Source organism: Deinococcus cellulosilyticus NBRC 106333 = KACC 11606, from assembly GCF_007990775.1.
Classification (GTDB): Bacteria; Deinococcota; Deinococci; order Deinococcales; family Deinococcaceae; genus Deinococcus_C; species Deinococcus_C cellulosilyticus.
This window is the reverse complement of the sequence record NZ_BJXB01000003.1, coordinates 1-25,983: the sequence shown is the minus strand read 5'-3', so window position 1 is coordinate 25,983 and position 25,983 is coordinate 1. Positions and strand designations below refer to the sequence as shown.

General features: G+C 56.7%; 23 protein-coding genes. 12 read left to right on the top strand and 11 right to left on the bottom strand.

Translation table 11 applies throughout. From position 1 onward, the window contains the following. The first annotated feature begins 86 nt into the window (after positions 1 to 86). Together DC3_RS03955 and DC3_RS03950 are read left to right on the top strand one after the other, a co-directional pair. Positions 87 to 1,835 carry an SLC13 family permease gene (locus DC3_RS03955; protein ID WP_246130540.1) on the top strand — a complete coding sequence of 583 codons (1,749 nt, stop codon included), beginning with the start codon at positions 87 to 89 and terminating at the stop codon, positions 1,833 to 1,835. A 177-nt stretch (positions 1,836 to 2,012) separates the two neighbouring features. Continuing rightward, positions 2,013 to 2,192: a hypothetical protein gene (locus DC3_RS03950; protein ID WP_146882540.1), complete on the top strand. Its 180-nt coding sequence runs from the start codon at positions 2,013 to 2,015 to the stop codon at positions 2,190 to 2,192. A 47-nt stretch (positions 2,193 to 2,239) separates the two neighbouring features. On the opposite strand, the gene DC3_RS03945 is transcribed toward DC3_RS03950, so the two are convergent. Next, positions 2,240 to 3,499 carry an MFS transporter gene (locus tag DC3_RS03945; protein ID WP_246130538.1) on the bottom strand — a complete coding sequence of 420 codons (1,260 nt, stop codon included), beginning with the start codon at positions 3,497 to 3,499 and terminating at the stop codon, positions 2,240 to 2,242. A 167-nt stretch (positions 3,500 to 3,666) separates the two neighbouring features. Here DC3_RS03945 and DC3_RS03940 point away from each other — a divergent pair, with 167 nt between their 5' ends. Next, on the top strand, positions 3,667 to 5,340 hold the full coding sequence (locus DC3_RS03940) for a LysM peptidoglycan-binding domain-containing protein (protein WP_146882536.1): 1,674 nt from the start codon (positions 3,667 to 3,669) through the stop codon (positions 5,338 to 5,340). 6 nt (positions 5,341 to 5,346) lie between these two features. Here the strand turns inward: DC3_RS03940 and DC3_RS03935 are convergent, their stop codons facing one another. Further along, complete coding sequence (locus DC3_RS03935) at positions 5,347 to 5,733, bottom strand: M67 family metallopeptidase (protein WP_146882534.1); 387 nt, start codon at positions 5,731 to 5,733, stop codon at positions 5,347 to 5,349. Positions 5,734 to 6,246: 513 nt separating this feature from the next. Between DC3_RS03935 and DC3_RS03930 the strand changes: the two genes are divergently transcribed. The 3 genes from DC3_RS03930 (at position 6,247) to DC3_RS03920 (ending at position 11,929) form a co-directional block, all read left to right on the top strand. Then, positions 6,247 to 9,213 (top strand): FtsK/SpoIIIE family DNA translocase, encoded by a 2,967-nt coding sequence (locus DC3_RS03930; protein WP_246130537.1) that lies wholly within the window; start codon positions 6,247 to 6,249, stop codon positions 9,211 to 9,213. A 41-nt stretch (positions 9,214 to 9,254) separates the two neighbouring features. Then, on the top strand, positions 9,255 to 9,767 hold the full coding sequence (locus tag DC3_RS03925) for a GspH/FimT family pseudopilin (RefSeq protein WP_146882530.1): 513 nt from the start codon (positions 9,255 to 9,257) through the stop codon (positions 9,765 to 9,767). 137 nt (positions 9,768 to 9,904) lie between these two features. Next, positions 9,905 to 11,929, top strand: coding sequence for a hypothetical protein (locus DC3_RS03920; protein WP_146882528.1), 2,025 nt, complete (start codon positions 9,905 to 9,907; stop codon positions 11,927 to 11,929). A gap of 91 nt (positions 11,930 to 12,020) precedes the next feature. Here DC3_RS03920 and pcp read toward each other — a convergent pair whose 3' ends face one another. Together pcp and DC3_RS03910 are read right to left on the bottom strand one after the other, a co-directional pair. After that, a complete protein-coding gene (pcp, locus tag DC3_RS03915; protein WP_146882526.1) occupies positions 12,021 to 12,662 on the bottom strand; it encodes a pyroglutamyl-peptidase I in 642 nt (213 codons plus the stop codon). A gap of 48 nt (positions 12,663 to 12,710) precedes the next feature. Further along, complete coding sequence (locus DC3_RS03910; RefSeq protein ID WP_146882524.1) at positions 12,711 to 13,682, bottom strand: aldo/keto reductase; 972 nt, start codon at positions 13,680 to 13,682, stop codon at positions 12,711 to 12,713. A 305-nt stretch (positions 13,683 to 13,987) separates the two neighbouring features. Between DC3_RS03910 and ssuD the strand changes: the two genes are divergently transcribed. The 6 genes from ssuD (at position 13,988) to DC3_RS03880 (ending at position 19,883) form a co-directional block, all read left to right on the top strand. Next, the gene (gene ssuD, locus DC3_RS03905; RefSeq protein WP_146882522.1) at positions 13,988 to 15,130 is read left to right on the top strand and encodes an FMNH2-dependent alkanesulfonate monooxygenase; all 1,143 of its coding nucleotides are present in this window, start codon (positions 13,988 to 13,990) and stop codon (positions 15,128 to 15,130) included. A 219-nt stretch (positions 15,131 to 15,349) separates the two neighbouring features. After that, positions 15,350 to 16,318: an aliphatic sulfonate ABC transporter substrate-binding protein gene (locus tag DC3_RS03900; RefSeq protein WP_146882520.1), complete on the top strand. Its 969-nt coding sequence runs from the start codon at positions 15,350 to 15,352 to the stop codon at positions 16,316 to 16,318. Between the two features lie 207 nt (positions 16,319 to 16,525). Then, a complete protein-coding gene (locus DC3_RS03895) occupies positions 16,526 to 17,299 on the top strand; it encodes a transporter substrate-binding domain-containing protein (RefSeq protein ID WP_146882518.1) in 774 nt (257 codons plus the stop codon). A gap of 48 nt (positions 17,300 to 17,347) precedes the next feature. Then, on the top strand, positions 17,348 to 18,088 hold the full coding sequence (locus tag DC3_RS03890) for an amino acid ABC transporter permease (protein ID WP_246130535.1): 741 nt from the start codon (positions 17,348 to 17,350) through the stop codon (positions 18,086 to 18,088). Positions 18,089 to 18,109: 21 nt separating this feature from the next. Continuing rightward, positions 18,110 to 19,366 carry an MFS transporter gene (locus tag DC3_RS03885; RefSeq protein WP_146882516.1) on the top strand — a complete coding sequence of 419 codons (1,257 nt, stop codon included), beginning with the start codon at positions 18,110 to 18,112 and terminating at the stop codon, positions 19,364 to 19,366. A 16-nt stretch (positions 19,367 to 19,382) separates the two neighbouring features. Then, on the top strand, positions 19,383 to 19,883 hold the full coding sequence (locus DC3_RS03880; protein WP_146882514.1) for a hypothetical protein: 501 nt from the start codon (positions 19,383 to 19,385) through the stop codon (positions 19,881 to 19,883). Here the strand turns inward: DC3_RS03880 and DC3_RS03875 are convergent. The 7 genes from DC3_RS03875 to DC3_RS03845 all read right to left on the bottom strand — a co-directional run. Then, positions 19,843 to 20,499 (bottom strand): acetoacetate decarboxylase family protein, encoded by a 657-nt coding sequence (locus tag DC3_RS03875; RefSeq protein WP_146882513.1) that lies wholly within the window; start codon positions 20,497 to 20,499, stop codon positions 19,843 to 19,845. The genes DC3_RS03880 and DC3_RS03875 overlap by 41 nt on opposite strands. 42 nt (positions 20,500 to 20,541) lie before the next feature. Beyond that, on the bottom strand, positions 20,542 to 21,009 hold the full coding sequence (locus tag DC3_RS03870) for a DUF6882 domain-containing protein (protein ID WP_146882511.1): 468 nt from the start codon (positions 21,007 to 21,009) through the stop codon (positions 20,542 to 20,544). 2 nt (positions 21,010 to 21,011) lie between these two features. Beyond that, positions 21,012 to 22,337, bottom strand: a complete 1,326-nt coding sequence (fahA, locus tag DC3_RS03865; protein WP_146882509.1) for a fumarylacetoacetase — start codon at positions 22,335 to 22,337, stop codon at positions 21,012 to 21,014. Continuing rightward, the gene (locus DC3_RS03860; RefSeq protein ID WP_146882507.1) at positions 22,297 to 23,157 is read right to left on the bottom strand and encodes a hypothetical protein; all 861 of its coding nucleotides are present in this window, start codon (positions 23,155 to 23,157) and stop codon (positions 22,297 to 22,299) included. The genes fahA and DC3_RS03860 overlap by 41 nt, the downstream gene beginning before the upstream one ends. Beyond that, on the bottom strand, positions 23,154 to 24,320 hold the full coding sequence (locus DC3_RS03855; protein ID WP_146882505.1) for a homogentisate 1,2-dioxygenase: 1,167 nt from the start codon (positions 24,318 to 24,320) through the stop codon (positions 23,154 to 23,156). The genes DC3_RS03860 and DC3_RS03855 overlap by 4 nt, the downstream gene beginning before the upstream one ends. A gap of 9 nt (positions 24,321 to 24,329) precedes the next feature. After that, the gene (gene hppD, locus DC3_RS03850) at positions 24,330 to 25,445 is read right to left on the bottom strand and encodes a 4-hydroxyphenylpyruvate dioxygenase (RefSeq protein ID WP_146882503.1); all 1,116 of its coding nucleotides are present in this window, start codon (positions 25,443 to 25,445) and stop codon (positions 24,330 to 24,332) included. Between the two features lie 42 nt (positions 25,446 to 25,487). After that, positions 25,488 to 25,983, bottom strand: a 496-nt coding sequence (locus tag DC3_RS03845) for an Lrp/AsnC family transcriptional regulator (protein ID WP_222594686.1), incomplete at its 5' end; no start/stop codon positions are given.

Sequence of the window (25,983 nt, the reverse complement as noted above, 5' to 3'; positions counted from 1 at the left end):
CTCAGGAAGCTGTCTGAAGTCAGAACAGGCAGAACAACACATCCCTTGCTCTGTTCACTTCAGGCCGCTTTGCAGAAAGGACCGGAATGGGGACAGAGCAACTTTTGATGCTGGTGCTGCTGGTGGTGGCACTGGTGTTTTTTTCCACTGAACTTCTTGCTGTCGATGTCACCGCCCTGCTGATTCTGGCCCTGCTGGTGCTGTTCGGCCTGATCAAACCCGACGAGGCCTTCCAGAGTTTCGGTTCGGAAACGGTGGTGGTGATCGCAGGCCTTTTCGTGCTGACCCGTGCCCTGCTGAAAACCGGGGTGATTGAAAACATCGGGTCAGCTTTGCAACGGTACCTGGGAAAGAAAGTCAAATGGGTGCTGCGCATGATGCTTGCAGTCATTGCTGGGATCTCGGGCTTTGTGAGCAACACAGCAACAGCTGCAGTCTTTCTGCCTTTCATGCTCAGCCTGACCCGCAGGCTGAACCTGAATCCCTCCAAAACCCTGATGCCCCTGGCGTTTGCCAGCATCCTGGGCGGAACCATCACCGTCATTGGAACCAGCACCAACCTGGTGGTCTCGGGCATCCTGCCCAAATTCAAACAGGAATCCTTTGGCTTCTTCGAGCTTGCCTGGATCGGGGTTCCGATGACCCTGATCGGTCTGGCCTACCTGTGGTTCGTGGCTCCCCGCCTCCTCCCTGAGCGCAGCACCGACATCGGCACCAACTACCAGCTCAGGGATTACCTCGCGGACCTCACCCTCCCAGAAGGTCACGCCTACCACCACAAAACCCTCAGGGAAACCGGACTGGGCGAACAATACCAGCTCTGGGTGCTTGCGGTACGCAGAGGAGACAAGGTGATTCAGTCTCCAGGGGCCGATTTCATTGTGCTGACCGGGGACACCCTGCTTCTGGAGGGCAGCAGTGCCAACCTGATGCGTGTCAAATCTGCTCTTGGCCTCGTCACCAAAGCCGAAGAAAACATCGCTCCCAGCCAGCTGAAACTGGTGGAACTGCTGGTGATGCCCCGCTCTCCCCTGCTGGGCCGCACCCTCAAGGAATACGGCTTCCGGGAAAAATACGGCTGCACCGTGCTGGGCTTTCACCGCCTCGAAAAAACAGTGATTGCGCCGGTGGCCCGCACCCGCTTTCAGGTCGGAGATGTGCTGCTGGTGCAGGGCACCCCGGAACAAACAGACCGCCTGAAAAGCAACTTCGTGCTGATCGATGATGTCTCAGAAACCGTCAGGGAGCACCGCAAAGCCCCTCTGGCTGTTCTGGGGTTCCTTTTTCCCATCGTGATGGGAGCCAGTGGACTGATGCCCTTTTCCTCCGCCATCCTGATCAGTGTGGTGGTGATGCTGATCTTCAGGGTGGTCTCGCCAGAAGAAAGCTACAGCACCATTGAGTGGCCTGTGCTGGCCCTGATCGCTGCGATGCTGGCTTTTGGTGTGGCATTTCAGGACACCGGAACTGCCGAAGCCATCGCGGGATACCTGGCAGACTGGGTGAAGCCCATCGGACCCTACGGCATTCTGGCCGCCTTTTACATCCTGACGGTGGTCCTCACGCAGCCCATGTCCAATCAGGCGGCGGCACTGGTGGTGCTGCCCCTCGCCATCGGCGTGGCCAACGAACTCGGGTACAACCCACGCACCTTCGCTGTGGCCATCACCATTGCAGCCAGCAACAGTTTCATCACCCCACTGGAGCCCGCCAGTCTGCTGGTGTTTGGACCCGGAAGGTACAAGTTCATCGACTTCGTGAAAGTGGGCTTGCCCCTGACTTTGCTGGCGTTTGTGCTCGGGATGGTGATCATTCCGTGGAAGTGGCCGTTTTAAGAGAGCAGAAGGCAGAAAGCAGAAGGCTTTTAACCTGAGGCTTTGGCCATTGCTTTTGTTTTTTGCAGCTGACCAACCATGAAATTCGCAGAGTCTCCGCCTTCTGCCTTCTGCCTTTGGCCTTCTGCTCCTTCTCCATCTTTGCGTCCTTTCATCCTCACCTGATAAACTGAAGCCATGACAGAAAACAGTGAAACCCGTGCGACCCCTGCACAAAAACGCAATTACACGGGCTCTGTCGTGACCGCCGTGGTTCTCGGCGTGATTGCTGGAGTGATTGTTGCCCTGTTCTTCCTGAAGCGGAAGCACCCGGACGACGTTGATCTGGACGAAAACGACAACCCCTTATTTGTTTGAGTCAATTTCCATTCGCCCCCACCAGTGGGGGTTTTTTCTTGTGCTGTCTACTTCAGGGCATTGCGGTAGGCATACAGCAGCCACCCAATGAACAGCATCCCGATGGCACTGAGCACCACCACACCCAGGTGAGGCCCGAAAAGACCATCTTCAGCGATGGCGTACCCTTCCAGGGCAGCCCCGATGGGGGCGCTTCCGACCAGCACGGTGGTGTACAGGCTCATCACCCGGCCTCGCAGTTCGTGGGGGATGGTCAGTTGAATCAGGCTGTTGGCACTGACCAGACAGCTCATCATGGAAAAACCGCACAGCACCAGGGCGACTGTTCCCAGCATCAGGTTGGGGCTGAGGGCAAAAAGGATGTTGGTGACGGGCAGGGCCAGTGCAGCGTACCTGAGGTTGCGTTCGGGTTTCGGTTTGCTGGCCTGCCAGAGGGCTCCAATCATGCATCCCGCCCCGAAGGCAGCACTGAGCCCTCCAAAGGCGGCTTCTTTGAGGTGAAACACCTGCTTGGCAAAGTAGGGAATCAGGATGTTGAAGTTGATGACGGTGATGGAGACCACCCCGATCAGCAGCATGATGAACTTGACCTTGGGGCTGGATTTCACGTAGCGGAGGCCTTCAGCGATGCGCCCAAGCATGCCCTGCTGGATCTGGGGCTCCGGGTCCTTCCAGTGCAACTGGGCCTGGATGAACATCACCCCCAGAAAGGTGAGGGCGTTCAGGTAGAACGGGAAAGCCAGTCGGCTGATGGCGTGCTCGTCTCCACCTGCCAGCATGAACACCCCGAGGGGAACCACCAGACCAAACAGGGCCTGTCCGATGGTGCGGGAGGTGTTGAAGGCCAGACTGTTGAGGGCCACGGCGTTGGGAAGCGATTCTCTGGGCACAAACTCTGCGAGCAGGGACTGTCTGGCGGGCATGTTGAAGGCGTTGGCAAACCCAGTCAGGGCAGACATCACAAAAATCAGGGGCAGGGTGATCAGTCCGGTATGGATCAAAACACCAGAAGCAATGGCAATCAGCATGAATGCCACCTGTGTCCCTTGCAAGACAGCTTTCTTGGAAATGCGGTCCAGCAGTGCACCCGCAAAAAGGGAAAACAGCAGGGTGGGTGTGAACTGGACGACATTCACCCAGCCCAGCACCTGACTGGAGGGGGTGAGTTCCAGCACGAGGTAGGAGAGGGCGGTGGTCTGAATCCAGCTGGCCAGCAGGCTGAGGATCTGGGAGTACCAGTACACCCTGAAATCGGTGTGGATCAGGGCCTGGAAGGTGCGTTGCCGCCACTGATGCAAGCCGTTCATAGGGCCATCATAAGCCTGCATTGTGCACACCCTGACTAAGCAAGCTGGCTTAAACCGAAAAAGTCACACCATTGGGGTTTTCTTAAAAAAGAGATGCTTCACACCATGAGGAATCATGAAGGCCTCACATCTTCTGAACACACTTCTGTGCTTATGATGGGAAGGTCATGCGTTCCAATCTCAGTGTTTTGGGTGTTCTTTTGCTGCTTTCCACCGCCCAGGCGGGCAGTTATACCGTTCAGAAGAATGACACGCTTTACAGCCTCTCAAAACGCTTCGGCCTCAGTGTCGAAGAACTCATGAAGCTCAACCATTTAGAGGAGCCTAAACTCACCCTTGGACAGGTGATTCAGGTGCCAGATGCCAAAGCTGGTCCTGTTTCTGCTCCCATCACCACCCATCCAAAAGAGCACGTTGTTGCCAAACAGGAAACGCTGTTTGGAATTGCCAGAAAATACGGGCTCAGCATGGAGGACCTCAAACGGTGGAACGGGCTCACTGGCAACGATCTGGACATCGGTCAGGTCCTGAAACTGTCTGCACCTCCAGAAAAAGTGGCTGCTCCGGTCAAGCCAGAAGTCAAGGTCACCAACACCAAGCCTGTTCCTCCAGCCAAAACGGAAACCAAATCAGAGGTCAAACCCGAGCCCAAATCTCCGGTGACGCCTGCTGACGCAAAAACAACCAGAGCAGAACCTGCGAAAACTGAGGTGAAAACCACTCCTGTGGTCAAACCAGAGGTCAAGGCTGAAGTCAAGGTTGAGACCAAAACCGAGGTCAGAACGGAGACTGTGAAGTCCCCTGTCAAACCTGTGGAAACGGTGAAAACCGAGCCCGTGAAAACCACTCCCGAGGTGGCCCAGGCTCCAGTCAAAGCGGTCAAAGTCAAACCTGTCCTGAACAATCCCACCCTTTACACCGTTGAAAAAGGGGACAATCTGTACAATCTGGCACGCAGGTTTGGGGTCACAGTGGATGACCTGATGACCTGGAACGCCCTGGAGAAGAGTGCACTGGATGTGGGCCAGACCCTGCAATTGATCGCAAAAATTCAGCCTGCTCCTGAAAGCGCAGTTGCTGCAAAACAGCCCGAAGTGAAGCCTGAGGCCAAAACAGAAATCAAAGCAGAGGTCAAGGCTGAGCCTGTTCCTGTCAAAGTCATGTCCACAGTGAAGCCCTCTGCAGAGCAAGAGAAAGTCACCGTGAAACCTGTGCAGGTGGTGGAAAATGCAACCACCATCACTCCGGTCATCGATCCTGAGCACCACACTGTGCAAAGGGGTGACACCCTGAGTGCCCTGGCCCGCAAATACTCCACCACGGTGGGCGCACTTCAGGAAGCCAACGGCCTGACCGACACAGACCTGAAGGTGGGCCAGGTGTTGATTCTCCCGAGCACCCTCAAGAACATTCCCCAGCCTTCCAATCTGGTGAACATCGTCAGCACCAACCCCAATCCCTGGCGGGATTATGCCATGAGCCTGCTCAACCTGCCCTACATCTATGGAGGAAATGATCCCCTGAGAGGCCTGGATTGCAGCTCTTTCACCTTGCTGGTCATGCAGCAGGCTGGAGTGAGGCTGCCCAGAACCAGCATGGAACAGTCGCAGGTGGGTCAGCCCATTGACCGCCAGGAGATGCAAGAAGGGGACCTGATCTTCTTTGACACCCTCGGGCACGGGGTTTCACACGTGGGCATCTATCTGGGCGACAACCAGTTCATCCATGCCAACAGTTATCTGGAACGGGTTTCCATCGATGACGTCACCAACACCTATTACGCCAGGCGTGTTGTTGGTGTAAGACGGGTGCTCTCCCCTCTCACCGCTTCCAAGCGCTGAGTTTTTTCAGGCGACCTGCACGTCCACCTGCTCCTTGCTCGGGAGCAGGTAGGCTCCCACTTCAGCATCCCGCAGGTTGAGGATCAGGTAAGGCACGTCATATTCGGCATTGCGCACGTCGGTCATGCTGGGCACACTCGGGCCATTGGGGTGAGAGTGGTAGATTCCCAGCAGTTCCATCCCCTCAGATTGCATGACCTTCATGGCCCGCACCAGACGCTGAGGATCGGCAAAGTACTGCCGGGTGGGATCATGGGCCACATTGATCAGCGGATACACTGCCTGCACAAGGTTGCCGTTCCCGGCCAGCAATCCCACACATTCCCTGGGTGCATCACGGAATGCATGGCTCCACAGTTCTTTCCACAGCACCTCTGGAATTCGCAGGATCACAACACCACCTCCCGGTTAGGCCCATTGTGCACGAAAAAATCTGTCGTTTTCCTTAAACAATCACACGTTTGGGGTTTTCCCTACTTGAAGACACCGATCCACAGCAGCAACAGATAAATGGCCAGAGGGACAGCAGAGGCCATGAACAGGATTTTTGCGATGCGCCACAGGTCAGAAAACAGCTCTTTCACAGTTTCATTTTAATGGATTTCAGATGCAATGCCGAGAGCCGGCGGCCCAGTGCGACCCAGCCGCCTGGGGAGCACGGAGTCAGGGCCAAGACAGAGCCGAGAGCAAGGTAGATTTCAAGATTAATGCTGTCAAGAAGGAGATTCGAGGCTGCTGCGTTTGATAAAAGCACTGCATCTTTTGTTCATGCTTCCAGGGCTTTCCAGAGCAAAAGCACTGGCTTCAGGATACGCCCTCGGCCCTCGGCTCTCGACTCTGGGCATCATACTCACCAAAGTATTTTGCTCAAATACATGAAGATGTGCTGCATGGTATTCTTGAGTGGTGACCAAACGCATAAAATCCGCCAGCAAAAGCAAGAAAGTGCCTGTTCAACCGGGGAACCACGAGGTGTACGGACTGGTGCTTTTCGCCGTTGCGCTCTTCTGCATGCTGTGCATTTATGCCCCCAGTCAGTACACCGGAGGGCTGGGCACTTCCGTCCGGGATTACCTCAAGGACAATCTGGGCTGGGCGGCATATGCCATTCCCCTGTATCCCATTGTGTACGGGGTGCTTTCCTTTATGGAGAAGAGCCCAAAAACCATTTCCCGTCAGGTGATTGCCAGCCTGATCCTGCTGGTGTCTGGCCTGCTTGCCAGCAACATCATTGAGCCCCTCTCAGGAGGGCAGTGGCTGGGGTACATCACCGAACCCATTCGCCAGAGCATCAGCTGGGGAGGTTTGCTGCTGCCCCTGGTGGGTGTGACGCTGGGTGCAGAGGTGCTGCTCCTGCTTCCCCCTTTCAGCCTGCTGATTGCCTTTTTTCGCCTGATCAGTGAACGGGTGGTGGGCCTCGCGCAGACCACCGAACTGAATTCCCAGCAACGCAAGCTGTACGGAAAACTCCGGGTGCATGAGCAGGAACTCGAAGCCCTGATGAGCCTCTACCCCTCTGCTCAGGAACTGAAAGTCTGGCTGACCACCCTGCGCAAGGCCAAGGTGAACATTCCCGATTTCACCCCTGAAGAGAAACTGCAGCTTGAAGAGGAATTGAACAACACCCAGGAATTGTTGCAGGAATTCTCCACCAAAAAAGCCCGCGAGATCACCGAGCATTTGCAGGAAGAAGAATATCCCCTGCCAGAACTGCCGCATGAACTCGAAAGGCCTCTGAAGCTGGAACTGCAGAGTGCACAGCTGATGGAAGGGCACCGGGTCATGCTGACCCGCGAGTACAACGAGCTTCTCGGAACCATCCGCAAAATGAACCGCGAGCGGGACATGAACATCAAGACCCTCTCCGGAAATGTGCGGGCCGTGCAACTGAGGCAGGTGCTGTCCCAGCAGGAAAGCCGCACCCTGTCCTGGAAACAGACCAGCAAGGCAGTCACAGCATGGCAGCAGCAGGTGGACATTTTTGTTCCCTGGATGGAGTTTCTGGTGGAAGTCGCAGCCCACGCCCAGGGTCTGGTGCTGGACAGCGAACTCGCCAAGAAACTCACCCAGAACTTCAAGAAAACCCTGCGCGAAATTGGCTGGTGGGAGAAGAGCCTGGAAAACCTGCAAGGGTCTCCGGCTGTTCCTGCCTCAAAAAACGAAGTGGCAGAGAACGTGGAATTTGATCTGGATTTCAGCAGCCTGGAGTTCTCTTTCGAGGACCCTACCCCCATCTCTGCTGATCCTGTTCCTGCTCCCACCTACACTCCTCCTGCGCCTGCATCCAGAGAAGAGGAAGAAACCCCTCCCTGGATGGAAGCAGAAGAACCAGAAGATGATCCTGCTGAGGCCTCCAACCCTCTGGAGCCCCAGCAGCCAAAAGCCAACCTGAAAGACCCTCAACCCACTGTGGGGGCCATTCCTGCCACCAAACCCACCCCGGACCTGCTTGATCCCATTCCCAACACCACCCAGGACCGCCGCATTCTGGACCAGATGGCCCGTGAACGTGCCGACCTGATCAGCCAGACCCTCTCAGAATTCAAGGTGCAGGCCCGGGTGGTGGACCATGCGCGGGGTCCAACGGTCACCCGCTATGAGATTGAACCTGCTCCCGGCGAGAAGATTTCCCGCATCTCCGGTCTGAGCAATGACCTGGCCCGCGCCCTCGCTGTGGGTGGGGTGCGTGTGGAAGCGCCCGTTCCCGGCAAAAGCGTGATCGGTCTGGAAGTGCCCAACGCCGAGCGTGAACCCATCACTTTCCATGCGGCGATTGCCTCCAAGGCTTTTGGGGACTCCAAAGCCAAACTGCCCATCGTGCTTGGCAAAAGCATTGACGGAGAGATGTATGTGGGCGATCTGGCCCGCATGCCCCACCTGCTGATTGCAGGGTCCACGGGCTCTGGAAAATCGGTGTGCGTGAACACCCTGATCGTGAGCCTGCTTTACCGTTACCTGCCCCAGGAACTGCGTTTCGTGATGATCGACCCCAAGATGGTGGAACTCACCCCCTACGACGGCATCCCTCACCTGATTCGCCCTGTGGTCACCAATCCTGCAGATGCCGCAGGCGTGCTGCTTGGAACGGTGGCGCACATGGAACGGCGCTACAAGATGATGAGCCAGGTCGGGGCCAAGAATCTGGAGCAGTACAACGCCAAGATGCGCCAGATTGGTGAGCCTGAACTGCCCTTCATGGTGATCATCATTGACGAGCTTGCCGACCTGATGATCACCAGTCCCAAGGAAGTGGAAAGTGCGATCATGCGCCTGGCCCAGATGGCCCGCGCCACCGGAATGCACCTTGTGCTGGCCACCCAGCGTCCCAGTGTGGACATCCTGACCAGCCTGATCAAGGTGAACGTGCCTGCCCGCATTGCCTTTGCAGTGTCCAGCAGCCACGATTCCCGCACCATTCTGGACAACACCGGAGCCGAACGCCTCACCGGACAGGGGGACATGCTGTTCTACCAGCCCGGACTGGTGAAACCTGTGCGCCTGCAGGGACCGTACATCTCCGAGGGTGAAACCGTGCGCATCAACGATTACCTGCGCCGCCAGTTCTTCGAGGACTGGTTCGGCGAGGCTTACGGCACCGACTTTGATGGGGTCGATGAAGGCGGAGCAGGCCCCAAAGCCAATGGTCCGATGGATTTCTCCGATCCTTTGCTCCGTCAGGCTGCAGAGATCTGCATCGAGGAAGGGCAGGGCAGCGTGTCCCGTCTGCAGCGCCGCCTGAGTGTGGGCCACGCCCGTGCAGGAAAACTGATGGACATGCTCGAAGCGATGGGCATTGTCAGCAAACACCAGGGCTCCAAGCCCAGAGACATCCTGATCACCCGGGAGGACTTGCCCGAGTTCTTTGGCAAGTGAGAACCCCTCTCCCCCATCCGGGCACTGCCTGAAATCTGCGCATGAGCACACCATTCACCCTTCCAATCTGTCAGGTTGGAGGGGTGAAACCTTATGGCATGACTTTACTGGAACTGATTGTCGTGATGGGCATTGTGGGCATTTTGCTGCTGGTTCTTCTGTCCCGCAACAATCCAGATGGGATGCTGCTCAGGCGTGCAGGCAATGAATTGCAACTGGTGCTGCAGCAGGCCCGCATGGAGGCCATCAAACGGAATGCGGAAGTGCTCATGGATTTCCGTCCCGAGGACATCCTCAGCTGTCTGGATGAAAACCAGAGTGGCACCTGTGATGTGCAGGAAGCTCCCCTTCGCACCTGGAGAACTGCAGAGTACCAGGGGCTGAATTACCAGATGACCTTTCCAGGCAACATGCTGTGGAGTCCTGCAGGCTTTCCAAAACAGACAGGAACAGGCTTTGCTGCGGGAAGCATCCTGCTGAAGAAAAAAGAACGGGCACTGAAAGTCATCATGAGTTCCGGGGGACGCATCCGTCAGGAAGAGGTGAAAAATTGAAAATTCTTCTCACCTGCTTCACCTGACCCTGCACCTGAAAGGTTCTTTTGATGTTCTGGAGGAAGTTCGTCAACATGGCAGGAGCATTAATGTTTCCTTTACAAAGCAGCAAAGGGAACACTTTAAGATGGGTGCATATGCGACTCAAGAAACACCTGATCAGCAGCATGATTTTTTCTTCGATGGTGGCCTTTGCCCAGACGGGCGGCACCCTGCCCCTGGTGAACGTGGGAGACGGCTTCGGCTGGATCACCAAAGGGGAAACCTACACCTTCGTGATCACCGACGCCCAGAAGAACACCCCCATCAATCTGGAGGTGTATTCACCTGGGCTCAACCTCAACGATTATGTGAATGGAAGGGCCACCACCGGGTACTACGGAGATGAGATCTACGGCAAGGACCTGCCTTTTGCCTCGATCATCACCCTGACCGGGCCCAATGGAAAGGTCTTTGAACGGCGGTACGAGAACACCCTTGCACACACCTGGGAGCGCCTGATCAGCACACCGCTTCCTGCAGGCACCTACACCCTGAAGGTCAACAGCGAAGGGAAAGGCAAGAACGCCTACGCCCTGCGTCTGGCGGGGGGCTTCAATCTGCTTTCCGACCAGTTCACCATCAATGCCCGTGGCCGTCCGGACCAGTACATGCTGGCCGCACAGCTGAATGTGCCCGATTTCATGCTGGGCAGGGAAATCCAGATCATCAACTATGACGGGGATGGCAATGCAGATCTGGAACTCTATGCAGATGCACCGGATGGCAAGCGGTACCGCCTGACCACCTCTGACAATGGCAAGAGTGCCACGGACCGCTTTCAGGTCACGCAGGATCTGCTGGGCACCTGGAGCATCTATGCCCGCATTCCCGAAAAACCCAGCCAGTACTCCAATGCCTTCAACCTGAAACTGACCGTCAACAATGAGCCCTTCAACGGGATTGTGCCTCCTTTTGCCACACCCACCGGAGTGAAACTCACCCCCACTGTGACCGTGGAAGTGGTGGACCCCCAGGGCAGACCGATTCCAAATGCCGGGTACACCCTCACCAACAACCGCAACTGGTGTGCTGTTCCTGTGCTCCCAAAGAGTTACATTCCTGTGGGCTCCAGCGTGGTGGAAGGGAAAGGGAACGTTCAGAGCAACACCTCGGTCTGTGTGGAACAGGCTCCAGCCAAAATCCGCTTTGTGGCGAAACTCAATGAGGGCAAACTCAAAGTCAATGCGGTGGCTGTGATCGGGCAGAACCGGGTGCCCCTCAATGGGATTCCTTTCCAGCTCACGGCCAACCCTGGTGGAACCCCCATCAACACCACCCCTCCAGTGGATGGAACCCCTCCAGCAACAGAAAATCCACCGGCAGATCCCAATACCCCTGCAACCAGCACCAGCAGCATCACCGCAAGAACACCCATCAGCATCAGCCTGCCCCCTGGGGGCTACACTGTGATTCCGACCGAGATTCCCGGGTCCAGCACCTTCACCCAGACAGGGACCGTGGTGATTGAGCAGGAAAACACCGTGACCCTGGAATACCGGGTGAACACCGAAGTGATTGTGTCCACCAGCCCGGATGTGGTGGATTTCTGTGGGAACACCTCGATCAATGCCGTGGCAAAAACCCTTTTCCCCTACCCGATCAAGAGCACCCTGAGTGTCTCTCTTCCGCAGGGCATCACCGCCAATGTGCCTACCTCCACCACGGGCAACCTGTCGGATGGCAGCCCTCTCACGGTGTCCTTTGTGGCGAAAGCGTGCGCCAACGGCAATGTCACCGGAACCCTGGACCTGAGTGGACTGAGCACCACCAATGCTGTGCAGGTGCGCCCCCTGAGCCTGGTGATCAGTGGCATCAAGCAGGAGAACAGCCATGTTCGGGTGAAAAAAGCCCTGAGCTTCGATGGCAAGGCCTACAACATCACCCTGAACCTGAGTGTCGAAAAAGCGGTGAAGAACCTCAGCATCGTGGACGCCCTGCCGAAGAGTGACACCTTCACCACCCGCAGCAATGTGACCAGCAGAGGGGTCAATGCCGAACTCAGTGGCAACACCTTCCGTCTCGGGAATGTGGAACCCGGCGAATACACCATCCAGTATCAGATCTTCTCAGACCTGTCTCCTGAACAGCTTCTGACCATGCCTGAGATTGGATGGGAATGACCCCCTCTTCGCTGCGCTTTTCTCCCCCTACAGAGGGGGAGATTTAATCTCCCTCTTCGCTGCGCTTTTCTCCTCCTGACCAGGGGGAGGTTTAACAGATGGTTCCCCCGAGGGCGCGAATGTCCTCGGGGTTCTTTGTGCTTTCTTCGGCCAGAATCGCCAGGGCCCGGGTGATGTTTGAAAGGGACATGCTGGGTTCCCAGGTCCGGGCAGCCACCTGTTCGGGCAGGTACGGCACATGCACAAAACCACCGATGATGCCTGGAGAGCGGGTGGACAGGTCATGCATCAGGCCATAAAAAACGTCGTTGCAGACAAAAGTGCCAGCCGTGTAGCTGATTTCTGAAGGGATGCCCTCCTGGATCATCCGCTGCCTGAGGCGCTTGACCGGCAGGGTGGTGAAGTAAGCCGCTGGAGCACCTTCAAAGATGGGTTCATCCAGGGGCTGCTGTCCGGCGTTGTCCGGGATGCGGGCATCCATCAGGTTGATGGCCACCCGTTCCAGACTGATGCAGGGCCTGCCTCCGGCCTGTCCGGTGCAGATCACCACCCTGGGATTGTGGTCCTCAATGGCCACCCTCAGTTCTTCAAGGGCCGCTCCAAAAACTGTGGGAAGCTGGTGGCAGACGATGTCCAGATGGGGCACAAGGGCAGATACCCCCTGCACAGCAAGCCATGAAGGGTTGATCTGTTCTCCCCCGAAGGGTTCAAAACCGGTGAGCAAAACACGCATAGGGGAAGCATAACCTGCCTTCCCCTCTCCATTTGTGTTTTTTTGTCTTTAGCGATTGATGGCGCTCATGTCGGGGTAACGGTCCCCTGCAGCAATGCCCAGTGGTGCAATGCGGTCCAGTTGTGCAAGTTCTTCATGCGTGAGCTGCACATTCAGGCTGCCGAGGTTGTCCTGCAGGTATTTGACCCGTTTGGTGCCAGGGATGGGCACGATGTCCTGCCCCTGGGACAGCACCCAGGCCAGAGCCACCTGCGCGGGAGTCGCACCTTTTTCATGGGCGAAATCCTGAATGCGGCTGGCAAGGTCCAGGTTTTTGTAGAAATTCTCACCCTGGAAGCGGGGATGGTTGCGCCTGTTGTCTGTGGGTTCAAAATCGTCAGGGGTTTTGAAGGCTCCAGTGAGAAAGCCGCGCCCCAGAGGACTGTAGGCCACCAGACCCACCCCAAGCTCTCTCAGGGTGGAGAGCAGCCCATCTTCAGGATCACGGGTCCACAGGGAATATTCACTCTGCACGGCAGTGATGGGGTGCACGGCGTGGGCACGTCTCAGGGTGCCGGGAGAAACCTCAGAGAGGCCGATGTAGCGCACCAGTCCGGCCTGAACCAGTTCGGCAAGTGCTCCCACAGTGTCTTCAATGGGGGTATTGGGATCGACCCGGTGCAGGTAATACAGGTCGATAAAATCGGTCTGCAGGCGCTTCAGGCTCCCTTCAATGGCCTGCTTCACATATTCTGGCTTGCCATTGATGCCGAAGTACTCGGTGGGGGTGCGGTGGATGCCAAACTTGGTGGCCAGAACGACTTTGTCTCTTTTCCCCTGCAGGTACCTGCCCAGCAGTTCCTCGTTGGTGTGGGGACCATACACATCGGCAGTGTCCAGAAAGTTGATGCCGTGGTCCAGAGCGTAATCCAGCGTGCGAATCGACTCGGCGTCATCGGTGGTGCCATAAGACTGGGACATGCCCATGCATCCGAGGCCCAGTGGGCTGACTTCTAAAGGTCCCAATTTGCGTGTGGTCATGTGTGCTCCTTGAAGGGTGAATCTGTAACACAGGTTAGCAAAAGATTACAAATTAAATCAACAATAATCTAGGCTTACCAGATGGCAGGCTTCTGGACAACTTCTGGATTTTGACCTAGATGATGGTTTTTCGGCTGAATATCAGCAAAAACCACAGTTCGCCCATCTTGAACAATCAGGAGCTTCAGGACAATAGTTGACAATTTATGTAATCTATTCTAATCTTCACCTCAAGCAAGCGGTGCACCCACCGCCAATGACAGCAGATCCCCTTCCCTGCACCCACAGGTGCTGAAAGGAGTCTTATGACCCAGCAGATTTCCAAAAACGTGCCAGACATTTTCTGGTTCATTCCCACCAGTGGGGATGGTCGCCATCTGGGCAGCAGCAACCAGAAACGCACCAACGACTTTCACTACCTCAAAAGTGTCGCCCTCGCCGCAGACACCCTCGGCTTTGACGGCGCACTCCTCCCCACCGGATACGGCTGTGAAGAAGCCTGGATCACCGCCAGCGCACTCGCCCCCCTCACCCAGCGACTCAAATTCCTTGTTGCTGTCCGGCCCGGGCTCATCAGTCCTGCCCTCGCTGCACGCATGACCGCCGCACTCGACCGCATCTCGAACGGTCGCGTCTCTCTCAACCTTGTCAGTGGCTCGGGAGACAAAGCCCTCCTCGCCGAAGGCCTCCCCGAGCGCTACCTGGACAAGGATGAACGCTACGCCCTGACAAGAGAATGGGTGCACGTGTTCCGTGCCCTGCTGCAGGGAGAGAGTGTGTCTTTTCAGGGAGAGCACCTGTCGATCACGGAAGGCAAACTGCAGTTCGGTCCGGTGCAACAACCCCTTCCTCCGGTGTACTTCGGGGGCAGCAGTGAGCCCGCGATTCAGGTGGCGGCGGATTACACCGATGTGTACCTGACCTGGGGGGAGCCTCCCCACATTGCCAGAGAGAAGATCGAGCGGGTCGCTGAGCAGGCGGCACTGGCGGGCAGAAAAGTCCGTTTCGGGGTCCGGGCTCACATCATCGTCCGTGAAACCGAAGAAGAAGCCTGGTCTGTGGCGAACAAACTCATCGAGAAACTGGACGATGAAACCATCCGCAGGGCACAGCAGGCCCAGGCCACCCGCGACTCCGAAGGTCAGCGTCGCATGATCGCCTTACACGGTGGAGACCGCAGCAAACTGGTCATCCACAAGAACCTGTGGGCTGGCATTGGTCTGGTGCGTGGAGGGGCAGGCACCGCCTTCGTGGGCAACCCTGAGAACGTCGCTGGGCTCATCCACGAGTACCAGGACATCGGGGTGGACACCTTCATCCTGTCTGGCTACCCTCACCTTGAAGAAGCCTACTACACTGCAGAACTGCTGTTCCCGGCCATCGGCAAGACCCAGACGGGCGTCCTGCAGGTCAAAGAGTCTGAGAAACGACTCGCCGTGTCTTACTGAACCCAGAAATTCTTCGTTCGTTCCTCTCCTTTAATTGGTACGCGATTTTCCATCACTCCGGGGCCGAGAACTCCCATCCCGGGGTGGGGAGGTGCACACTGTCCCAGAGTTTAAAGAGCTGAACAAACTTCCTCATGTCCGCCTGCACGGTCAGGTGCAGGCTTTTTCATCAAACTTCTCCTTCACTGGAGTTCCAATTTCAAACACCAGAGGTTCACCATGAAAAAACAGTTGCTTGCCGCTTTTGCACTCCTCACGCTCGGTTCCATCGCCCACGCTGAAGACATTGTTTTCAAAATCGGTTACCAGAAAGGGGGTCTCCCCACAGCCCTGAAGTCCCTGGGATGGCTGGATGAGGCGGCCAAACTGGGCATCAAGTACGAGTGGTACCTGTTCCCTGCAGGCCCTCAACTGCTGGAAGCCCAGCGGGCAGGAGCCATTGATTTTGGTTCTACAGGTGACACCCCCAGCATCTTTGCTTTCGCTGCAGGAACCCCCATCAAGTATGTGGGCATCACCAAGACCCGAGATCCCAAGAGCAGTGCGATTCTGGTGACGAAAGATTCTCCCATCAAGACAGTGAAGGACCTGAAAGGCAAGAAAATTGCCCTGCAACGTGGTTCTGCCTCCCACTACCTGATCCAGCTGGCCTTGCAGGAAGTGGGGCTGGACCTCAATGATGTGGAGATCGTGAACCTGCCCCCTGCCGAGGCCCGTGGTGCCCTGGAAGGCAAAGCTGTGGATGCATGGGTGATCTGGGACCCCTTCTACGCCATCGCACAGGCCGGAAACAATGTGCGGGTGATCCGGGACAGCAAAGGCCTGACCGATGGGGTGGGCTACTGGATCACCGTGGACAGAGTGCTCAAAGACCCAGGCAAGAAGAAAGCCCTCTCCTACCTGCTGGCCGAACTCAAACGCACGGCAGACTGGGCCAACAAAAACCGCGACAAACTGGTGGACCTGTGGAATGAGGACCTCGGGATTCCCAGAGACATCCTGAAAACCGTGCTGCTGCGATCTGGCAACTACAGCATCACCCCCTTCCCGACCAGTCAATTGAATTACCTCCAGAAGGAAGCGGACACCTTCTACAAACTGGGCGTGCTTCCCAACAAGCTGAACTTCACCAGTGAGCTGATTGGCAAGGTGCCTTTTACCAAGAGCATTACGGCCAGCAGCAAGTAAACATCGGTTTTGCTTCTGATCTTTTGTACCTGATCTTGATGTTTTTCAAGGCCCATCCGATTAAAATCAGTCCTCCATGTGGAGGACTTTTTCTTGTCAGGTTCAAGACACCAGAGCCAAGCCATTTGAATAGTTGACAGATATTGTAATTAATCTTATGATGACGACGACTTCGGAAGATCTGTTCTCCCCGAAAGGACAACAACCATGAAAAAGACCCTGATGGCCCTCAGCCTCCTGCTGCTCAGCGCAGCCCACGCAGAACTTCTGGACACGGTCAAAGACCGTGGCACCCTCAAAATTGCCCTCGAAGGCACCTACCCTCCCTTCAACTACCGGGATGAAAAGAACCAGCTGGTCGGCTTCGATGTGGACATTGCAAAAGAACTTGCAGCCCGCCTCGGTGTCAAGCCTGAATTCATCACCACCGAGTGGAGTGGCATCATTGCCGGTCTGCAGGCTGGAAAATACGATGTGATCGTCAACCAGGTCTCCATCACCCCTGAGCGCAAGAAGATCCTGGACTTCTCCAAACCCTACATCGTGTCCAGCGCACAGCTGATCATCCGCAAAGGGGACCCCCGCAAGTTCAAGAGCCTCAACGACCTGAAAGGCAAAAAGCTCGGGGTGGGTCTAGGCAGCAACTACTACGACATGGCCAAAGCCATCAGTGGCATTGAGCTGAAAACCTATCAGGCCGCCCCGGACACCCTGCGCGACCTGAGCCTGGGACGCATTGATGCTGCCCTGAACGACAGCCTGCTGATTGCTTACCTGACCGTCAAAACCCGTCTGCTGGTCAAAGGCGCAGCGCAGATCGGTGAAACCACCGAGATGGGGATTCCCTTCCAGAAGAACAACCCCAAATTCGCTGCTGCGGTCAACAAGGCCCTGGACGACATGAAAAACGATGGGACCTACCTGAAAATCAGCAAAAAGTGGTTTGGCAAAGATGTCTCCAAAGCTCCCAAAGACCAGTAAACCTATTCTCACCCAGCCTCCCTTTCCGAAGGGAGGTTGTGGCGTTTCATGATGGAGTTGCTGAACACCCTCTTCAGTGACCTGAAGCTGATGTGGGAAAACGCTGCTGCAGCTTTTCCAGCCATGGTGCTTGCCACCCGCTACACCCTGGCCTACGCGGTGGGCAGCATGGTTCTCGGGGTCATCATCGCTTTCGTGGTGGCCATGCTGCGCGTGAGCCGCACCCCCATTCTTGATCCGCTGGCACGTCTTTATGTCAGTGTGATTCGTGGGACCCCGCTGCTGGTCCAGATCTACATGACCTACTATGGGGTGCCTTCCTTCTGGCAGACCATCGACGCCAGCTTTCCAAAGCTGGTGCCTGACATCCTCATTGATTTTCCTGTCTGGCTCGCAGGCACCCTCGCACTTGCCCTCAATGTGGGGGCCTACATGAGCGAAACCATCCGGGGCTCGATTGAGGGCATCAGCAAAGGGCAATGGGAAGCGGCAAGGTCGCTGGGCCTGAACCATTTGCAAACCCTCAGCCTGGTGGTCCTGCCCCAGGCCCTCCGAACAGCCCTTCCCAGCATGGGGAACAGTTTTGTGGGCCTCCTCAAAGACACCAGTCTGCTCAGCGTCATCACCATTCCCGAGCTGATGAAGGTCGCCTACGAGAATTACTCCCGCACCTTCGATGGCCGGGCTTATTTTCTCAGTGCAGCCCTGATCTACTGGGTCCTCTCCTCCATCTTCAGTGCCCTGCAACGCAGACTGGAAGCCCATCTGGCCCGCGCCCACACCGTCTAGTCTTCATCCCCAGGACCCCCCATGACTGAACCCCACAAGTTTGTCCCGCAGGCCTCCGAAAACGCCCTCAGTTACCCCGCCTTCCGTTACCTGATGGCCGCCACCGTTGGTGCTTCGCTGGCAAGCCGTGCGCTGGCCGTGGTGATTGGATTTCAGATCTACCAGATCACCAGGAGTCCGCTTGCACTGGGCTGGCTTGGCCTCTGGGAAGCCATTCCTGCAGTTGGACTGGCCCTCTTCGGAGGGTACTTTGCAGACCAGCATGACCGCAAACGCATCCTGCTGATCACCCGTGGAGCTTCCGTGGTCTGTGCGGTGCTGTTCGCGGTGCTCTCTGGAAGCATTGAAACCCTGGGATTGTCTGGACTTTATGCACTGGTTTTCATTGCGGGAATTGCCAGAGGATTCGGCGATCCTGCAGCCTCTGCTTTCGAAACCCAGGTGGTCCCGATGAAGGCCTACATCAACGCCTCCACCTGGCTGGGAAGCGCCTGGCAGGCCTGCTCCATCATCGGCCCTGCCCTGGGTGGTCTGGCTTATGACTGGCTGGGAGCAAAAGGCACCTACCTGATGATTGCCTTTCTCTTTCTGGTGTCCTGGGTGAGCATCTTCATGATTCGCCCCACCACAGCAAAAGTGGAACGGGTGCGTGAACCCATTGGACAGAGCATCAAGAATGGGGTCAAATTCGTCTGGAATGACAAGGTGCTGGTGGGTTCCATGGCCCTGGACCTCTTTGCCGTGCTGTTTGGTGGAGCAGTCGCATTGCTGCCTGTCTTTGCAAACGACATCCTGCATGTGGGTGCAAAAGGACTGGGCTTTCTGGTGGCTGCGCCATCGGTGGGTGCCTTGCTGGTGATGCTGTGGGCCACAAAACGTCCACCTGTGGAAAATGCAGGACGCACCCTGCTGCTTTGCATTGCAGGGTTCGGGGTCAGCATCATTGTGTTTGCCTTATCCAAAAACTTTTATCTCTCGCTGGTTGCCCTGGCTTTCAGTGGTGCCTTTGATGGGGTCAGCATGGTGATTCGCAGGGCCATCCTGCGCCTCAGGACCCCGGATCACCTGCGGGGTCGGGTCGCTTCGGTGAGCTTGCTGTTCATTGGGTCTTCCAACGAGATTGGCGCATTTGAGAGTGGCATTGCAGCACACTTGCTGGGTACCGTACCTGCAGTCTGGGTGGGGGGAATGGTCACCCTGCTGGTGGTGGCAGCAACAGCCGCAACTGTACCAGAACTCCGAAAGCTGCACCTGAGGCCCAGACCTGGCACCGAATAAATGCGTACCATGAGACATGCTCTATGTGCGCTGGGCAGGACTGGTCTTCATGGCGGCAGTGGTGCTTTTCTATTTTTTCCGCCCTGAGACGTACTCCCTTCTGGATTACGCCAACCTGATCTTTCATGAAGCCGGGCATGTGCTGTTCGGCTTTTCAGGTGAACTCCTCATGTACCTGGGAGGATCATTGAATCAGGTGCTGGTTCCTCTCCTGTGTTCAGGTTATTTTGCATACCGCAGGGACCTGTATGCCAGCGGCCTGACCCTGATGTGGGCTGCAGAGAGCATGATCAACGTCAGTGTGTACATCCGGGACGCACAGGAACGCACCCTGCCTCTGATCACCGATGACCCGGACACCCATGACTGGTGGAACATTCTGGTGATTTTGAACCGACTTCAGCAAGACGATGCCATCGCCCGGGTGGTGGTCTTCTGGGCTTTTCTGCTGTATCTGGTGGCCCTTTATCTGGGGTTCAAAGGACTTTTCGCTCAGGCACAGGAAAATTCAGGTTGAAGGATTTGACCTCAAAACCTGCAATGGGCCGCTGGTGGGTCAGGTCCGGGAACAGATCACTGCTCCCTTTGAAGGCCATCAGGCGGGCAGGGCGCACCCAGCCTGTCCCTGAAAGGGTGGTCAGCAGGTGTTGCCTCCCATACATCTGCAGGAGGGTCCTGAGATCTGGCTGCAGGGGCTTTGCATTCAGGGGAACAAAAGGACCCTCAGAACGCAGAAAAAAGTCTGCAATGGCGTCCTCACCCAGGTGGGCCGTCACCCTGTCCTTTTGAAAGCGGAAATCTGCACGCTCTTTGGGGATGCCCCAGTTGTGCCAGCCACTGACCACACTCTCCAGCGTGGAGACATAAATCTTGGTGATGGAGAAATGGTTGCGGTTGTCCTGCCCGGAAAACATGCCAGGAACAAAAAGCAACTCCTGGTAAGGCCCCACTGGAGACGTCGCATAATCCACCAGCATCACCGCACCCAGACCGCCAGAAAACCTGGATTGTAAAGGGGCAGGAACCCAGCCACTGGACTGAATGAAATCATCGGAAAAACGGTACACAAATACAAAACCCCGCCCCATCAGGGTCCAGGGTGGGGGCACAGGCTTGAGCGAGTGCAATGTCATATGCCTTTGATCATATCAGCCTTCTCTTTTGGAGAACCGCCATCAGGTCCGGGAAATCTGCACCTCTCCAAAAGTCATGAAGACCAGTGGACCTCCAGCATTGCCTCTGTAAGCTCCACTGGCCCCTCCGAGCCTGGCAGCCACAGCCGTGAATTCCCAGGCCTGCAGTTCAGTGCAGGTGATTGTGCGTTCGGTGAACGTGGGGATCTGGTGTTCCTCTCCGTAAACCCTGACCTTCTCAGCGTGGTCCCTGAGGGCAGGAGGAACCGAAGGGTGGTCCCATCCCCACAGGAAGGTGCTGTCCTGTGGGTTGAAGGTGCCCACCACCTGAATGTTTGCCACAGCCACCGTTCCATCTGCAAAAGTCCAGCGGATCTGGCCCTGCTGCAGGTCCACATTCCACTGCTCTTCTTCCCCCAGATGCCAGAGGTTCTGGTGGGCTTCGGTCTGAAGGCGCAAGCCCTCCATGCTGCCCTCAATGAAATCCTGAATGTCCTGTGCATGCTCCATGCTCATTGCTCCACCGTTTGAGCGGCCTCGATCTGCCTGGCTGGCAGCACCTGTCCTGAGCAGTTTCCAAACCCAATTCGGGCAAAGCCTTCTTTCTCACACCAGCCCTGCAAGACCACCTGATCGCCATCTTCCAGAAAACACCGGGTCTCACCAGAAGCGAGGGGAAGAGGGTCTTTGCCTCCCATGGTGATCTCCAGCAGGCATCCGGCATTTTGTTGTGCCGCCCCAGAGATCGTGCCACTGCCGAGAAGGTCTCCAGGGCGCAGATTGCAGCCTCCGCAGGTGTGGTGGGCCAGCAGTTGCGCCGGAGTCCAGTACAGGTCTGTGGCACTGCTCTGTGAGATCTGTTGCGGTTCGGTCATGCTCTGGGTCTGCAGGGAAACCGTCAGGTGGATGTCCAACCCTCCCAGCATCCGGTCCCGCTCATCTTGCAGGTAAAGCAGAGGGGATGGGTCGCCTGGAGGTCTGACGAAGGCAGCTGTGCGAAATGGGGCCAGCGCTTCAAAAGTCACCACCCAGGGACTGATGCTGGTGGCAAAGTTCTTGGACAGGAAAGGGCCGAGTGGCTGGTACTCCCAGGCCTGAATGTCTCTGGCGCTCCAGTCGTTCAGCAGCACCACCCCAAAAAGGTGCTCCCGGGCCTGCTCAATGGAGATGGGTTCTCCCAGATCGTTCCCTCCCGAGACCACAAACCCGAGTTCCAATTCGTAGTCCAGACGCCGGCTGGGTGCGAAAATCGGAGGTTGCGCTGGATCAGGCAGGATCTGCCCGGCAGGCCGGGTGATGGGAGTCCCACTGACCACAATGCTTGATGAGCGCCCATGGTACCCGATGGGCACATGCTTGTAGTTGGGCATCAGGGGGTTGTCTGGCCGGAACAGGCTTCCCACCCGTGTGGCGTGGTGAATTCCTGCGTAGAAGTCAGTGTAATCTCCCACCTGAAAGGGCAGGTGCATCTGCACATCCGACTGGTGGTGCAGGTGCGGGCTGGACTCAAAAGGGCTGGGAAAATCATCCCGCAGGAGTTCGCTCAGGCGCAGGCGGGTGTCCTGCCAGCAGGCCCGCCCCAGGCCCATGAACCTGTTCAGGGTGGGTTGCATGAAAGCATCCTGCACCTCGGGGGCAAAAACCCCATCGAGTGCAGAAACATCCAGTACGTAATCTCCGATGGCCACCCCGACCCGTCTAGCTTCGCGGCCCACAGAGAAAATCCCATAAGGCAGGTTCTGGATGGGAAAATCGGGATGTCCGTTTGCAGATTCGACCCAGGACTTCAGGTCTGGATCATGGGTTTCGTTCAAGGGCAGTGGATAAAAGTTCGTCATGGGGCTCCGTAAATGAACACGAACCAAAAGCATGCAGCATGGCCCGCGTCCGTTCCAGCTGGGGATTTTGAATCTTCACTCCAGCATACTCCAGGCCATCTGAAAGCCAGTGAAATGCACCCTGGTCCTCTTCCAGCAGGGCTTTTTTTGCCAGCTCTGGGAGGCCTTGCAGGGTGAATGCTGTGGCAAGCAGGACATTCAGAAAGCCATACATCAGGCCTTTTTCGCTGTCTGGAGCGTAGGTCAGGCGGTAGCATCCCCTCACCGGATGGTGCAGGCCAGCAGTGAGTTTGAAGGGCAGTTCCAGCTTCACACAGTCTTGCAGGAAGTGCAGCAGCAATTCAGGATCAGGAAACGCCTTTTGAACCACCCCGCCAGTCCGGGCTTTCGCATAGCACTCCTGGGCACGAATGGCAGACAGCAGTTCAGGCTGATCCAATGGCACTTCAATGTAGATGTCCCGCAGACCCAGCTTGCGACCCATGCCCGCCACCTGTGCGACCTGCAAAGCAGTCTCTGCCCGGGTTTCAATGGCTTTCACAGGAAGTCCCTGCTGCATGCACACCGTCAGGGTCTCCCAGTCCTCCGGGGTCAGGGCCAGCACACTGAGGGGCCAGCGTCCAGGGGGAAGGCTGGGCCGCAAGTTCTGAAAAGCAGGAAGCTGGGCACTGCCCATCACCAGACGGCCCAGCATCCAGGAGGCCTCTGAATGCTGGTAAAGGGCATAATTCCTGAGCACCTCAGGCAGGGGAAGGGCTGCAGGGGGATAGAGTCCTGCGTAATCCACAATGTGCCTGAGGAGGGTTTTGATGGGGTTCACTCCCCATCCCCCTCCATCCAGGAGCTCTGGTATCCGGTCTTTTCAAAGTCAATGGCGTCTTTTGCGATGTCCAGGGGCCGGAAGGTGTCCACCATGACGGCAAGTTCCAGGGTTTCTTTCGCACCGATGGACGCCTCGGTGGCTCCAGGCTGAGGGCCGTGGGGAATGCCACTGGGGTGAAGCGTCAGGTCATAGCGGTCAATCCCCTTGCGGCTCATGAAGTTGCCGTCGCAGTAATAGATCACTTCATCGCTGTTGACGTTGCTGTGGTTGTAAGGGGCCGGGATGCCCTGAGGGTGGTAATCGAAGAGCCTTGGCACAAAGGAGCACACCACAAACGCATCCGCCTGAAAGGTCTGGTGAACCGGTGGTGGCTGATGGATGCGGCCAGTGATGGGTTCAAAGTCATGGATCGAGAAGGCGTAAGGGAAAAGGTATCCATCCCAGCCAATCACGTCCAGAGGGTGGTGGTCCAGAATGTGGCGGCTCAGGCCATCCCTGACTTTGACACGCACCTCGAATTCCCCTTTGTCGGTGTGGGTGACGAGCTCTTCGGGTGCCCTGAAGTCCCGTTCACAGTAAGGGGCGTGTTCCAGAAGCTGCCCGTACTCGTTGCGGTAACGTCTGGGGGGCACGATCTGCGAGGGAGATTCGATCACGAAGAAACGGGCCTCGCTGGAATTCAGCTTCATTCTCCAGGTGGTCCCGAAAGGAATCACCAGATAATCGCCCCCGGAGAAACTCAGGTTCCCGAACTGGGTTTCCAGGACCCCTTCCCCTTCGTGGGTGTACCAGACCTCGAAAGCCTGGGCATTGCGGTAAAAGTAGCCCATCGATTCGGTGGGTCGGGCCACGCTGAGGGTCACATCGCTGTTGCCCATCAGGACTTTGCGGGAGGCCAGAGCGTCACCCCCGGCCTCAAAGGTCTTGGTCTGAAAGGCACGGTGCCGGATGGCCCCGTAAGGCAGGTACTCAACTTTTGTGTCTCCGAGGTACTCGGTTTCAACAATTCTGGGAGGGAGGAAGTGGTGGTACAGGATGCTCTGGATGCCACTGAAGCCTTCGAGTCCCATCACCTCTTCCCGGTAGAGTTTGCCGTCCGGTTTCCTGAACTGGGTGTGCCGCTTGTGGGGGATCTCCCCCATCTTGTGGTAGTAGGGCATGTTCTGACCTCAGAGGTTCCCGCGACGTTCCTGCTCGATTTCGAGGGCCTCAAACAGGGCCTGGAAGTTCCCCTTGCCGAACCCTCTGGACCCATGACGCTGGATGATCTCGAAGAACACGGTGGGGCGGTCCTGCACAGGCTTCGAGAAGATCTGCAGCAGGTAGCCTTCATCGTCCCGGTCCACCAGAATCCCGAGTTCGCGGATGGTGTCCATGTCTTCCTTGATCTGGCCCACACGCTCAGGAAGGGCGTCGTAGTAAGCGTCTGGAACCCGCAGGAATTCGATCCCGTTTTCGCGCAGTTTGCGCACGGTGGAGAGGATGTCCCTGGTGATCAGGGCGAGGTGCTGCACCCCGGGGGTCATGTAGTAGTCGAGGTATTCCTCAATCTGGCTCTTGCGTTTTCCATCTGCAGGTTCATTGATGGGGAACTTGATGCGGCCATCGCTCATGACCTTGCTCATCAGGGCGCTGTATTCCGTGGAGATGTCCTCATCGTCGAAGTGCATGAGTTGACGGAAGCCCATCACGTGGTGGTAGTACTTGACCCAGTGTTCCATCTTGCCGAGTTGCACGTTGCCCACAATGTGGTCCACAGCAGCAAGGCCAGTGGATTCCACAGGCATCTCCGGGAGGGGTCTGTATCCAGGCGCAAATGCACCGTGGTAGTCTTTGCGGTCCACGAAGACGTGCAAAGTCTCACCGTAGGTGTAGATGGCGGCAGTGCGGTATTCCCCGTGCTCGTCTTTTTCAGTGCGGGGAGCCCATGCGGATTTGGCTCCGCGTTCGGTGGTCACCTTGTAGGCCTGATCGACATCGTCCACACCCAGAGCGATGGTTTTGACCCCATCTCCGTGCAGGTGCTGGTGGGCGGCAATTTCACTGGTGGGGCCGTAGGGCGCACTGACCACCAGACGGATCTTGCCGCTTTCCAGCACGTAGCTGGCAAATTCACGGTTTCCGGTTTCCAGGCCGCTGTAGGCAATGGGTTTGAAGCCAAACCCCTTCCAGTAGTAGAACATGGCCTGCTTGGCGTTGCCGACCCAGAAGTGCACGTGGTCGACGTTTTTCAGTTTGAGGAAATCGGCTTCCTCGGTCATGGGACGGCTCACAAGTTGTGTCATGGGGTTCCTCCTTGATGCTGCAGGGCAGCAGTGCGCTTGAGGTCAGTTCTCGGGATTCAGAGGCAGGGCGGTGGTGGCTTTGACTTCGTTCAGGACCAGACTGGTGCGGATGCGGTCCACTCCGGGAGCGGGAGTCAGCACCTCGACCAGAAAATGCTCCAGGTCCTTGCGGTTTTTTGCCACCACTTTCAGGAGGTAATCGGTGTCTCCGGTCAGGTGGTAACATTCGAGCACCTGTGGCATGTGCTGCACGGCCTCTCTGAACTGGTGCACCCTGGAAAGCTCATGGTGACTGAGGTGCACCTGCACAAAACACAGCAGGTCATAGCCCAGAATGTCGCGGCTGAGCAGGGTGTGGTGGCCCAGAATCAGGCCAGAGTTCTCCAGCTTGGTCAGGCGTTTCTGCAGGCCAGGGGCACTGAGGCCCACCTGACGGGCAATGTCCTGCAAGGTGCTCCTTGCGTCGTGTTGTAAAAGATCCAGGATCTTGCGATCCAGTTCATCGAGTTGCATAAGTGTATACAGATTTTTAACCACA

What these genes read in the sequence shown, in the direction of transcription:
- DC3_RS03955 (WP_246130540.1), top strand. Translation starts at nt 87, where the DNA reads ATGGGGACAGAGCAACTTTTGATGCTGGTGCTGCTGGTGGTGGCACTG.
- DC3_RS03950 (WP_146882540.1), top strand. Translation starts at nt 2,013, where the DNA reads ATGACAGAAAACAGTGAAACCCGTGCGACCCCTGCACAAAAACGCAAT.
- DC3_RS03945 (WP_246130538.1), bottom strand. Translation starts at nt 3,499, where the DNA reads ATGAACGGCTTGCATCAGTGGCGGCAACGCACCTTCCAGGCCCTGATC.
- DC3_RS03940 (WP_146882536.1), top strand. Translation starts at nt 3,667, where the DNA reads ATGCGTTCCAATCTCAGTGTTTTGGGTGTTCTTTTGCTGCTTTCCACC.
- DC3_RS03925 (WP_146882530.1), top strand. Translation starts at nt 9,255, where the DNA reads ATGAGCACACCATTCACCCTTCCAATCTGTCAGGTTGGAGGGGTGAAA.
- DC3_RS03920 (WP_146882528.1), top strand. Translation starts at nt 9,905, where the DNA reads ATGCGACTCAAGAAACACCTGATCAGCAGCATGATTTTTTCTTCGATG.
- pcp (WP_146882526.1), bottom strand. Translation starts at nt 12,662, where the DNA reads ATGCGTGTTTTGCTCACCGGTTTTGAACCCTTCGGGGGAGAACAGATC.
- DC3_RS03910 (WP_146882524.1), bottom strand. Translation starts at nt 13,682, where the DNA reads ATGACCACACGCAAATTGGGACCTTTAGAAGTCAGCCCACTGGGCCTC.
- ssuD (WP_146882522.1), top strand. Translation starts at nt 13,988, where the DNA reads ATGACCCAGCAGATTTCCAAAAACGTGCCAGACATTTTCTGGTTCATT.
- DC3_RS03900 (WP_146882520.1), top strand. Translation starts at nt 15,350, where the DNA reads ATGAAAAAACAGTTGCTTGCCGCTTTTGCACTCCTCACGCTCGGTTCC.
- DC3_RS03895 (WP_146882518.1), top strand. Translation starts at nt 16,526, where the DNA reads ATGAAAAAGACCCTGATGGCCCTCAGCCTCCTGCTGCTCAGCGCAGCC.
- DC3_RS03890 (WP_246130535.1), top strand. Translation starts at nt 17,348, where the DNA reads ATGATGGAGTTGCTGAACACCCTCTTCAGTGACCTGAAGCTGATGTGG.
- DC3_RS03885 (WP_146882516.1), top strand. Translation starts at nt 18,110, where the DNA reads ATGACTGAACCCCACAAGTTTGTCCCGCAGGCCTCCGAAAACGCCCTC.
- DC3_RS03880 (WP_146882514.1), top strand. Translation starts at nt 19,383, where the DNA reads ATGCTCTATGTGCGCTGGGCAGGACTGGTCTTCATGGCGGCAGTGGTG.
- DC3_RS03875 (WP_146882513.1), bottom strand. Translation starts at nt 20,499, where the DNA reads ATGACATTGCACTCGCTCAAGCCTGTGCCCCCACCCTGGACCCTGATG.
- DC3_RS03870 (WP_146882511.1), bottom strand. Translation starts at nt 21,009, where the DNA reads ATGGAGCATGCACAGGACATTCAGGATTTCATTGAGGGCAGCATGGAG.
- fahA (WP_146882509.1), bottom strand. Translation starts at nt 22,337, where the DNA reads ATGACGAACTTTTATCCACTGCCCTTGAACGAAACCCATGATCCAGAC.
- DC3_RS03855 (WP_146882505.1), bottom strand. Translation starts at nt 24,320, where the DNA reads ATGCCCTACTACCACAAGATGGGGGAGATCCCCCACAAGCGGCACACC.
- hppD (WP_146882503.1), bottom strand. Translation starts at nt 25,445, where the DNA reads ATGACACAACTTGTGAGCCGTCCCATGACCGAGGAAGCCGATTTCCTC.